The sequence below is a fragment of the Clostridium sp. HGF2 genome, assembly GCF_964240115.1.
GTDB lineage: Bacteria > Bacillota_I > Bacilli_A > Erysipelotrichales > Erysipelotrichaceae > Clostridium_AQ > Clostridium_AQ innocuum.
In genome coordinates, this window is the sequence record NZ_CAXSSO010000004.1 from 119,432 (window position 1) to 129,715 (window position 10,284).

Annotated in this window: 10 protein-coding genes; 4 read left to right on the forward strand and 6 right to left on the reverse strand. The window is 37.4% G+C overall.

Annotation, left to right across the window (positions count from 1 at the left end; all coding sequences use genetic code 11):
- The 3 genes from ACESPQ_RS08815 to ACESPQ_RS08825 all read right to left on the reverse strand — a co-directional run.
- Positions 1-1,870: YSIRK-type signal peptide-containing protein (locus ACESPQ_RS08815; protein WP_373144267.1), on the reverse strand; the 1,870-nt coding region annotated here is incomplete at its 3' end.
- Between the two features lie 71 nt (positions 1,871-1,941).
- Complete coding sequence (locus tag ACESPQ_RS08820; protein ID WP_257335649.1) at positions 1,942-2,346, reverse strand: RrF2 family transcriptional regulator; 405 nt, start codon at positions 2,344-2,346, stop codon at positions 1,942-1,944.
- Positions 2,347-2,933: 587 nt separating this feature from the next.
- Complete coding sequence (locus ACESPQ_RS08825) at positions 2,934-4,178, reverse strand: YSIRK-targeted surface antigen transcriptional regulator (protein ID WP_257335765.1); 1,245 nt, start codon at positions 4,176-4,178, stop codon at positions 2,934-2,936.
- A gap of 530 nt (positions 4,179-4,708) precedes the next feature.
- On the opposite strand from ACESPQ_RS08825, the gene ACESPQ_RS08830 reads away from it, so the two are divergent.
- The 4 genes from ACESPQ_RS08830 to ACESPQ_RS08845 all read left to right on the forward strand — a co-directional run bounded on the left by ACESPQ_RS08830 (position 4,709) and on the right by ACESPQ_RS08845 (position 8,165).
- Positions 4,709-6,058 carry a phosphoadenosine phosphosulfate reductase gene (locus ACESPQ_RS08830; RefSeq protein WP_038274648.1) on the forward strand — a complete coding sequence of 450 codons (1,350 nt, stop codon included), beginning with the start codon at positions 4,709-4,711 and terminating at the stop codon, positions 6,056-6,058.
- Positions 6,036-6,581 carry an IbrB-like domain-containing protein gene (locus tag ACESPQ_RS08835; protein WP_002610678.1) on the forward strand — a complete coding sequence of 182 codons (546 nt, stop codon included), beginning with the start codon at positions 6,036-6,038 and terminating at the stop codon, positions 6,579-6,581. Before ACESPQ_RS08830 ends, ACESPQ_RS08835 begins: the two co-directional genes overlap by 23 nt.
- 166 nt (positions 6,582-6,747) lie before the next feature.
- Positions 6,748-6,918: a hypothetical protein gene (locus ACESPQ_RS08840; protein ID WP_002610676.1), complete on the forward strand. Its 171-nt coding sequence runs from the start codon at positions 6,748-6,750 to the stop codon at positions 6,916-6,918.
- Between the two features lie 32 nt (positions 6,919-6,950).
- On the forward strand, positions 6,951-8,165 hold the full coding sequence (locus tag ACESPQ_RS08845) for an IS256 family transposase (protein WP_233107245.1): 1,215 nt from the start codon (positions 6,951-6,953) through the stop codon (positions 8,163-8,165).
- Positions 8,166-8,620: 455 nt separating this feature from the next.
- Here the strand turns inward: ACESPQ_RS08845 and ACESPQ_RS08850 are convergent, their stop codons facing one another.
- The 3 genes from ACESPQ_RS08850 to ACESPQ_RS08860 form a co-directional block, all read right to left on the reverse strand.
- A complete protein-coding gene (locus ACESPQ_RS08850) occupies positions 8,621-8,692 on the reverse strand; it encodes a transposase (protein ID WP_109771700.1) in 72 nt (23 codons plus the stop codon).
- A gap of 233 nt (positions 8,693-8,925) precedes the next feature.
- Complete coding sequence (locus ACESPQ_RS08855; protein ID WP_002610672.1) at positions 8,926-9,192, reverse strand: hypothetical protein; 267 nt, start codon at positions 9,190-9,192, stop codon at positions 8,926-8,928.
- 814 nt (positions 9,193-10,006) lie between these two features.
- A partial coding sequence (locus ACESPQ_RS08860) for an immunoglobulin-like domain-containing protein (RefSeq protein ID WP_373144268.1) occupies positions 10,007-10,284 on the reverse strand: 278 nt, incomplete at its 5' end.

The following is a 10,284-nucleotide window of genomic DNA, read 5'->3' on the forward strand; positions in this document are numbered from 1 at the left end:
TGGTTTCTGTTACTGTGACTTTGTCCAGAATGGCAGCCTCTTCCGCTTTCTTTCCGTAGTCCTGGTTCAGCGTGCCACCTTTGGCATCGTATTTGTCCTTGTCTGGTGTAGTGAATGTAAATGGGTCTCCCATAACGGGATTGTCTGCATTTGGACTATATGCAACCAGAACAACCTCTGTACCGTCTGGCACTACGTTTGCGTTAACATCCAAAGAGAAATTTCCGGCTACTAGATCATCAAACGAAATTTTCGTTGTACCATATTCCTGCTCATTGTATGTTTTCTTATCCTTGTCATACCCTTGAAGCTTGACGATCACATTTCCAGCATCTTCATTTGTGATTTGGATCAGTCTTGCCGGGTCTGCTGGATCAGCAATCAATGGCTTTGGAACAGTTCCTTCAATCGTTGTCTTTTTAGTGGAATCAAATGTTGTCGTTGTAGTAGTTGGTTTTGATACTAGATAATCGGCAGCGTTGTTTGGTTCTGTCTGATCTGTCATAAATTCCTGTCCATCAGGTATTCCATCACCATCTGTATCTACCTTAGTAGTATCGGTACCAATTTTCCATTCAACAAAATCAAATAGACCATCTTTGTCCGTATCATTCGCATCCAGATAAGCATTTGCATACGAATCATTCAACTGCTTTGGAGCATCTCCATTATCATTTGTTGATATACCTTGTTTAGTGTTCAGATAGTCTGCTTCCATCCAGCTATCAAATAAGAAGGATTGCTGATTTTTCTCAATATATTCATTAGCTGCACGTGCAAAATCGGAAAGAGTTACGCTATCTTTTAGTTTATAGGAAATCGTATAGTTACGGCTTTGTCCAAGCGTTCCAAAAAAGATTCTGTCGAGATTCTTTCTTGCTGCATCTAACTGCGCCTTTGTATCATTGTCGATTATGCTTAGTTCTGGAACCTGACTTGTATCCACTAAGCCTTGGTCGTTAATTGGTACCGTGAATTCTTCATGGTTTTCGTTAATCTTTACGCCGTCCAAATCAGAGCAATATATTTTAATATTATCTGTGTCAATATATGGAAGCAACTCTGGTGGTATCTGTTCTTTCACATACACAACCCAGCTATAATCTGTCTGTAGGAAATTCTCATTAGGTTTAAATGTATGGATAGAACGAATGGTCATATCATCAACATTAAATTTAATTCTTTGATTAACTTTACCTTTTGTAAAACCTGATTCCTTTTCATTCTTATTCTTATTATTATTCTGCAAGATATAACCATTAGAAATACTGTTCGAGGCTATAGCTCCTTTAGTGGTCGTCAAAATGGAATTAAATCCAATTGGAGTATCCTGTAAATTAAGACTTTCCAATGTCTGTCCATTTTTCAGCGTGATTTTAACAGGCTGGTTACGTGATACACCTATCAAAGCATAGTTAGGCAGTTTTGTAACTGGCAGAGACCACATTGCGCCATCGCTATGTTTTTCCAGACTAATATCATCTAAAATAACTTTATCGATCTGTTTATAAAAAGTATCGTTGGTAAAACTCAAAAGATATTTCCCAGCATATTCGTTCGCAGGGTCTGTCCCCCATCCTGCGCTTCCACTAAACCAATATGTAAACGTCATAGATAAACTGCCGTCATCCTCAACTTTATTGAAAACAGTAGAGCTATAACGTAGGTTGGCATTGTTATCAATTCCGGTTGCCGTATAATGTGTTGTAGTATCCAGTCCTCTATTTTCCTGTGCATAGACGGTACCCAAAGACGGCACCATCAACATGACGCCCAGTAATACAGAGCACACGCCAATACTCAATTTTCGTATCGCCCATCTTTGCTGTCTTTTTGCACAGGAAAGAAAACTCGGCTTATTTTTCTCCATAAACGATTTCTCCTTTCTTTTCGTTTCTTTCTAAAATAATTAGAACCAGTTTGGTACCCTCATATTTCCCTTCATTCCATTTCTAGAAGCTCCTGTATGCTTGTTGATAGCAGCATGTGATCCAGATACGACTGTATCTTTTCATAAAAATGACGGACCTGGCAAAAGGAACCGGCATCTCGACTGCAGTAGCAGTCTTTTTCAAGGCACCGGATAATCTGCATGGTCGTCTCCATCGCTCGAATCACATCATAGATGGGGATGTCTCTTGGATGCTTTACGAGTCGAAAACCGCCATCGATACCAGTAACTGCTTCCAGGATCTGTGCTTCTTTCAGGATACTGGCAACTTTTAAAACATAGCCCTGTGGAATATGCAGCTGTTCCGATAATTCCTTTGACTGAACAAGCTGCCTTTTTTTCGCAAGATAGAGAACGATTCGTACTGCATAATCGGTCGATATTTTTAAATGCATACATCACCCCCTCCTTTTTTAATTCTGGATAAATCAGGTTTATAGTATGACTGTACCAGAATATGGACTTATCCTTTTCAAGAAACTGCATAATAATATCATCCATAGAAACCTTGACTAGTGCTGCTTTTTTAGATAACGAAGATCTTTTATATTCACGAATTGCAAACGGCACAGCAATTTATGCGTTATCCACCTAAATCAGCACATGATGCTTTTTGATAAATATTAAATTCAGTATTATCTTTGCGCATGACCGAATATCCATTTCCTTTCTCACATAAGGGTACTATCCTGCTGGTTCATAAACAGAATATACGCATTTATAATAGAAGTCTATTGATATTCTATACTTTAATAAAATAAGATTGTTTTATACAAAGATGTGAGGTTTTTATACATTATTCTTATTTGTTATATTTCTAAAATCTCCGTACTCATACGATCTTCTCTGTTGGCAATCAAAGATATTCGTAAGCGGAAGACGCTTCCATCCAGCCCAGCTATGTAAAGAAAAGAACTGTGAAAAGTGATGCTTTATCTGCACCATTTTTCACAGTTCTTTTTGTACGGTTTATCAGCTAAGGTCAATAGAGTTCTTTGTCCAGAAGAAAATTTTCATCAAAATCTTTTTGGATTGTTCTATTTAAGAATTGCTTTGGTGTAATTCCCTCATATTTTTTAAAGGTCCTATAGAAATGCGAACTGTCAAAAAAACCTAAACGTTTCGAACATTCTGCAACCGGCATCCCCGAGGATAAAAAAATCTTTGCAATGGATATCTTTCGTTGATTGGTATATTCCGTCATGCTCATATGCACCTCTCTTTTAAAGTGCCGCCGTAATGAACTCTCTGACATGTAAAAATGCTTTGCCACATCCGATGGTCTATACGGCCCGTAGATCTTAAGGTTGATATACTGTATCACAGACAGTATGAAAGGTGAATAAGCACTGTTTGCCAGATCATGCAGTTCTTTTGTGAAATGGATAATTGCGCTGTCCCTTACCGCCAGGACATCCACCAGTTTTTCTTTCTGTTCCAGTTTCTTTATGTAAAATTCTCGTAACCGGATCGTTTCCAGTACATCCTTTCCCATATGAAGGGCAAGGAAAGACAGTTTTTCCAGAATAACGATGGTATAGTTTTTTTCTGTCCGTACAGAATCATTATGCCAGGTGGGGATCACGCTGCATCCGATTTTGGCAACGCCCTGTTTCAAAGTATCCAGGTCTCCCTTGGCAACCAGCTCCATGATCTTATTTTCATAATAGAAGGCATACTGTTCGGATTCAAGATCCTCAAAAAAAGGTCTATTTGATGCCCGTTTTTTCAATTCCAGTTCATTTTGATAAACTTCTACGTGAAGTCTTCTCGAATAAACCTCTTCCAGATCGATATTTAAGATCGCACCCAGCAGTATGACAAAATCACGGATGTCCCCTAATGCGTAGATTGGAAGATGTTCATAATAAGGAAACCATTGCTTTCCTGCGGCAGAGTACTGCGATTTTATTTTACCGCTTTCCACAAGTTTCTCGATCTCTTCCGGATCTATATGATTTGTCAGAAACGGACCAAGCGTGATAATAACATCCTTATGCCGTACAAATATAAAGATTTCTTTCAGCCATCCGTACTCATACCAGATAAGATCTCTGCAGTGCGTGTTTTCAGAATGAAACCGTGAGAAATCATAAGGGATCTCGTACTGGTTCCCGGAACTGTACACTTTAAGCAGTTTAAAACAAAGATCATAGATATGTACTGGTATTTTTGTTGTCACATGAAGTGCTTTTATATTCTGCAGTTCTTTTCCTGTAAGTTCCATCAAACTCAATCCTCCTCTATATTAGCGGTTTCTGTCATATGAAATCAAATCCCGCAAATCACAATAAAAAGATGAAATATACTTAAATATAAAATAGCATAGCCAGACAACAAATTACATCTAATTGGTAAAAAAATACTGCAAATGCTCTAATTATACAATCAAATTAAACTTTTATACATTTATTATATTTTATAGGAGTGCAGAAACCACAGAATCCTTTCATACATGTCCTTTTCGTTTATCCTGATGCGCCGCTGTATAAGAAACTGAAGGCAATTTTTACCGATATTTGCTGTATATGTATCGTAAAATGTATTTTTATTTATGTATATATGATTGAAACAGCAGTACAAAACGACCTTTTTTGTAAAAATACTGTCATAATATTGGATATTTTGGTTTTGTATCTTAGAATAGTCCTAATAGTAGTTTCTTTGACACATCATCAGGAAACAGGAAGACTTTTTATAACGGAAGGGGTGAGCTTGCATTCTGCTGTCTTACAGAAAGAACATGCAGTACATATTATGATAAAAAGATATCTGGATTTGAATGTATATGAAGCCTTATTGGAACGATTCCATTTTATTTTCCAGGAATTCGATTCCATTTATATTTCTTTTTCCGGTGGAAAAGACAGTGGACTGCTGCTGTATCTTCTGCTTGATTTTCGGGATTGGAACTATCCGGATAAAACGATTGGAGTATTCCATCAGGATTTTGAAGCCCAGTATTCAGCCACGACAAGATATGTAGAGGAAACCTTCCAGATGCTGGAAAAACGCCCTCATGTAGAATTGTATTGGATCTGCCTTCCTATGGCTACACGTACGGCACTGAGCAGCTATGAAATGTACTGGTACCCTTGGGATGATAAAAAGGCAGACAGCTGGGTACGTCCAATGCCGGAACATGATTATGTGTTCAATTTGACACATAATCCCATGACGACCTATCACTATAAGATGCACCAGGAAGACCTTGCAAGACAATTTGGCAGATGGTATCGCATATCCCATAACAATAAGAAAACGATCTGTCTTCTGGGAATTCGTGCCGATGAATCCTTACAGCGCTACAGCGGTTTTCTTAATAAGAAATACGGCTACAAAGGACAGTGCTGGATCACCCATCAGTTTAAAGATGTCTGGACTGCGTCCCCTCTGTATGACTGGTCGGTCAATGATATCTGGCATGCCTACTATCGCTTTGATTATCCATATAATGAATTATATGATTTATTTTACAAGGCCGGCCTGACGGTTTACCAGATGCGCGTAGCCTCCCCTTTTCAAGACTATGCCAAGGATTCGCTGAATCTTTATCGGGTCATCGATCCCCAGATATGGACAAAGCTGCTCGGGCGTGTGCAGGGCGCAAATTTTACTTCTATCTATTCAAAAACAAGAGCTATGGGATACCGTAACATCACGCTTCCCGAGGGTCATACGTGGCAATCCTATACCAAATTTTTGCTGGCAACGCTGCCGAAACGCCTGCAGAAAAATTATGTCGATAAGTTTAATAAATCTCTAAAGTTCTGGCATACTGTTGGCGGCGGATTAGAGGAAGAGACCATTCAAGAGCTGATAGAACATGGATACCATATCAAGAGAAACGGCATATCCAACTATACGATATTTAAAAATTCACGCATTATTTTTCTGGATAAGATTCCAGATCATACAGATGATATCAAGTCTACAAAGGATATACCAAGCTGGAAACGGATGTGTTTCTGCATTTTAAAAAACGATCATATCTGCCGTTTCATGGGATTTGGTTTGACACGTGAACAGCAAAAAAAGTTAGATTACTTAAAAGATAAATATAGAACTGTGGAGGAACTAAACGATGACAAAAAGTCCCGTATATGACATACGAGCCGTACCTGTTGAAAAGATTCATCCCAATGATTACAACCCCAATGCAGTAGCACCACCGGAAATGAAACTTCTCTATGACAGTATCAAAGCAGACGGCTATACGATGCCGATTGTATGTTATTATGATAAACCAAACGATGAGTATATCATAGTGGATGGCTTTCATAGATACCGGATCATGAAAGAATATCCAGATATCTATGAGCGGGAACAGGGTCTATTGCCTGTTTCTGTGATCGATAAACCATTAGATCAGAGAATGGCGAGCACCATCCGTCATAACCGTGCAAGAGGTAGTCATGATGTAGATTTAATGAGCAATATCGTCAAAGAACTGCATGAATTCGGACGCTCAGATACATGGATCGCAAAACATCTTGGAATGGATCGAGATGAGATATTACGTTTGAAACAGATTACTGGGTTGGCTGCTTTATTCAAGGAAGTTGACTTTGGAGAATCCTGGGAACCGATAGAAGATCTTCCTTTTGAATCAGACAATATGGAGAAATAATTCCTGTAGGTATGTGAATATCTAAAAATAGTGTTATCAATATTCATATTGTTTCAAGCATTGTATAAAACGTGTTTTTAATGTAATAATCGGGCCAAATGCAATATAGTATACGGTAAACAGCGAGTTATAATTACAGGTGTAGAAATCAAAAGGAGTGAGCCAAATGTCAGACAAAGGATTTACAGACAAAGTAAAAGGTAAAGTAAAAAAAGCTGTTGGTGATGCAACAGGTGACAATTCTGCGTATTTATGCTTTTTGCAAAAGGTGTACTTTTTGATAGTTCAGGAATATAGCAAAAGATGTGTAAATAGTAAAAAGCGGGTAAGAATGTAGATACGAAACATACTTACAGGAGGAAAAATACTATGAACACATCTTTTATTTCGACAAAGCAGATCAAGGACCTTGTGAATGAACAAAAGTTTACATCAACACAGGACATTATGGAGTGCATGAAAGGCATGTTTGCGGATGTATTAGAACAGACCTTACAGGCTGAAATTGATCAGCATTTAGGCTATGATCGCGCTGAAAGAACGACATGTGAAGGCAAGAAAAACTATCGCAACGGATCTGTAAAACGCACAATGAAAACACAGTTAGGTGAAGTGGATGTGAATGTACCACGTGATCGTAACGGTGAATTTGAACCTCAGATTATTGGAAAATATCAGAGAAATGCCGATGGCATTGAGAAACGCATCCTTTCCTTGTATGCTACTGGAATGTCCACAAGAGATATCAGAGACCAGATCAAAGGACTGTACGATGTAGAGATTTCAGAAGGACTGGTAAGCAAGATCAGCGAGCGCATTCTGCCCGAAGTAACAGAATGGCAAAACAGACCCTTAGAAGCCTTCTATCCATTCATATTTATGGATGCGATCCATTATAAAATCAGAGAAGATCATCAGGTCGTGACTAAGGTTGCATACGTTGTTTTGGGCATCAATAACGAAGGAATGAAGGAAGTTTTAGGATTATGGGTAGGAGCCAGTGAATCTGCGAAATACTGGATGGGAGTGCTGAATGAGTTGAAAAGCAGAGGGGTTAAGGATGTTTCCTTATTCTGCGTAGATAGTCTTACAGGCTTCAGAGAAATTATAGGAGCTGTCTATCCAAAGGCACGTATTCAGCGTTGTATTATCCATCAAATTCGCAACAGCACACGCTTCGTGAGTTATAAGCATATCAAGGAGTTCATGAGAGATTTAAAAACTGTTTACCAAGCAAATACAGAGGAACAGGCACTGAATCAGTTAGCAATTTTCAAGGATAAATGGGGCAAGCAATATCCAACCGCAGTACGTAGCTGGGAAGAGAATTGGGATATACTAAGCACATACTATGATTATCCAGTTGAAATCCGCAAAATCATTTACACGACAAATGCGATTGAAGGATTGAACAGACAGTTCAGAAAAGTCACGAAAACAAAGACGGTTTTCCCAAATGATGACAGTTTGAGAAAGATGCTTTACTTGGCTATTCAGAACCTCAGCAGCAAATGGACACAGAGATGTCGAAACTGGGATATGATTCAAAATCAACTTGCCATTATGGAAGCAGTAGAAGCATAATGAGTAATGATAAAGGCATATAAAAATTAGATAATAGAAATCAAGCCTAAATTTCAGAAAATATCACTTCATTATCAGTAGATCACTTGTCTACGACAAAAAGATGGAATCTTCCATTTTTTTGAAAAATATGTATAATATAAATAGGCTATCTTTGAAAGATAGTGTTGTTATTGCACATACTGTAAATGATTTTAGCTAGTTTAGCGGTACATGCAACCTTGGCGGCTTATGAATTTAACGGGTTCAATTGCTGCCTTTTCTTTTGATAAAACTGATTGATGGGATTTACTTTCTTTAACCTTATATTACATGTGACCGCTAAATACAGTAGACATCGTAATTGCTTGTTTCCCTTCTTTGAGATAGATAAAATGATCACCATCCAGTTGTCCTGATTGACTGATATTTGGATCTAAGCCAAGATAAGCTATCAATGCTTCCCGTGTCTTAAATCACTTTATATCACCTATTTCTGCCAATATTCTAGATGCCAGGTTAGGACCGATTCCATCTATGCTTAAAATATGCTTAAAATATGCTTAAAATAAGATAATATTCATTTATCGTTTCCGCTATCTGAATTATTTTCCGTAGGGTTTTATCCGCATCGTTTCTGATCATCTCAACTTTCTCTAACAGGTCCTGTAATATCTTGACTTCAATATTATCATAATCGCATCCAGGGTATGTTTCATTCGCAAAAATCAAGCTTGAGTTTTTTTAGAATGGATACCTTCTTTTCGTTTTCTGGCAGATTCTAGCGGCGAAATGATATATTGTTTGATATCATTTTTTCAAGAAATCTTTGAAGTGGATGTGTGTATACACCTGTAGCTTCATAAACCACACAGACTTTCTCGCCAACTTTATCAGAAAGAATTTTAATATCTGTTTTTAAACGAGCGAATCCTTCAACATCATGGTTGATTTTATGTACTCCTCCAACTTTCTTATTATTCTTCTCAAAAAGAATATAGTGACTGTTTCCATTGGATACATCAATACTAATTATAGGTCCTTCCATCACTAGTTCCTCCTCACTAATATCATAGAGTTTACTTCCTGTATCTTGTTCCATATAGTTTCGTTGTACATACTGACTGAATCATAAACGATCGTCGTTTTAGATATAAGCTTATTCATAAACAAGAATAGGAAGAATGATGTTTTTTATTACTAACTCAAAGGTTTATAAAGCAAGCACGTCATTTCTTCTCTATCGACTTTATTCTGTTTGTATGCAACAAAAAGATAAAGCCAGGAATAATTATACACCCTGGCTTTCTATCATGAATATCAAATTTATAGTTGATTCTCTTTCCTACAGAAATTATTCTTTCTATTTCATATGGGTTATTCAATTCTATATTAAGCAGGTTGTTTTTCTTCCTGCTTTTATTATACGAAAAATCAGTATAACCCTTGATGAATTGGGCATACTGATAATACATAAACAAATGATGATTAGACAAGATTCGTCATCTACTATCTATACCTGTCGATTTTTACTTACACATAATTCTTCACATTCCTAATAGTTCAGTACAGATCATTGCTGTTTCAACAAGCGATATTTATTAAACATCATTATACTAAAAAGACCGTAATACGAGGATTGTTTTATCCAAATATTACGGTTCCTTTTTGAGATTCGAGACCGTTTGTTGAATCAGCAATCACCTATTCCTAGTTACAGCACCTCAGATCATTGATAAAGCGGGTATCACTTTTCATTTAAATTCATGAAAATCACCACGTTCAATCAAATCTGAATGGATTTAAAAGGAATATTCCTGCTCTGCAAGAATCACTTGCTGCATCTCTCCTTATTTCATAGTCTATCGATCTCTCAATGCTTTCTTTTTCTTCCATACCGCCAGGATAGCGATACATACTACACTCATTTCGAACAGAGAGGTATAGAAGCTTATATTGGTTCGATCTCCTGTTTCTACACTACCTGTATCTTTGTTCTGCTCATCCGTATCCGGTTTATTTATATCTGCTTTGAATTCTTTATCCTTTACGGTGATCGTTATCGTCTTCGTTGTGGACGCTCCTTCACTGTCTGTTACTTTATATGTAACTTCATATGTTCCGGCTTTTGTCATGTCTA

Excerpts from the sequence above, each read along its gene's own strand:
- ACESPQ_RS08820 (WP_257335649.1), bottom strand. The coding sequence starts at position 2,346 with ATGCATTTAAAAATATCGACCGATTATGCAGTACGAATCGTTCTCTAT.
- ACESPQ_RS08825 (WP_257335765.1), bottom strand. The coding sequence starts at position 4,178 with ATGGAACTTACAGGAAAAGAACTGCAGAATATAAAAGCACTTCATGTG.
- ACESPQ_RS08830 (WP_038274648.1), top strand. The coding sequence starts at position 4,709 with ATGATAAAAAGATATCTGGATTTGAATGTATATGAAGCCTTATTGGAA.
- ACESPQ_RS08835 (WP_002610678.1), top strand. The coding sequence starts at position 6,036 with ATGACAAAAAGTCCCGTATATGACATACGAGCCGTACCTGTTGAAAAG.
- ACESPQ_RS08840 (WP_002610676.1), top strand. The coding sequence starts at position 6,748 with ATGTCAGACAAAGGATTTACAGACAAAGTAAAAGGTAAAGTAAAAAAA.
- ACESPQ_RS08845 (WP_233107245.1), top strand. The coding sequence starts at position 6,951 with ATGAACACATCTTTTATTTCGACAAAGCAGATCAAGGACCTTGTGAAT.
- ACESPQ_RS08855 (WP_002610672.1), bottom strand. The coding sequence starts at position 9,192 with ATGGAAGGACCTATAATTAGTATTGATGTATCCAATGGAAACAGTCAC.